The organism is Liquorilactobacillus sicerae, assembly GCF_029916425.1.
GTDB lineage: Bacteria > Bacillota > Bacilli > Lactobacillales > Lactobacillaceae > Liquorilactobacillus > Liquorilactobacillus sicerae.
Genome location: NZ_JAHAVQ010000228.1, coordinates 1 through 453 on the forward strand (window position 1 = coordinate 1; position 453 = coordinate 453).

1 protein-coding gene is annotated in these 453 nt (G+C 32.9%); it reads right to left on the minus strand.

Annotation, left to right across the window (positions count from 1 at the left end; translation table 11 throughout):
* A partial coding sequence (locus tag KH893_RS12155; RefSeq protein ID WP_281166322.1) for a rhomboid family intramembrane serine protease occupies positions 1 to 453 on the minus strand: 453 nt, incomplete at both ends.

Genomic DNA, 453 nt, shown 5'->3' on the forward strand with positions numbered 1-453 from the left:
AAAATACAAAATGAAATAATTCGAATTATCGTTTTAACCTTTCCGTATTGGGCACTCGGAAAATTGCAAATTAAGGATGTTAGAATACCGGCAATCAAACCACCAAAATGGGCCCAAATATCAACACTTTGATCACCAATGTTACTTATTAGATTAAAGAATGCCAAGGCCGCGAAAATAACTAATTGACGCTTAAAAATCGGGTTGTTTCGATTAAACCAGGCAATTGATATCATTGCTCCAAAAAGTCCAAAAATCGCTCCTGAGGCTCCTACCGACACTATATTCGGATTTGGATCAAAGATTAAAGTTAATAAATTACCCCAAATACCCGACATTAGATAAATAATCAAATATTTCGTCTTGCCAAAAAGTTTTTCAACGAAAGGACCGAAAATAATTAAAGTTAACATATTTGAAAAAATATGCATAAAAGAACTATGTAGGAAAATG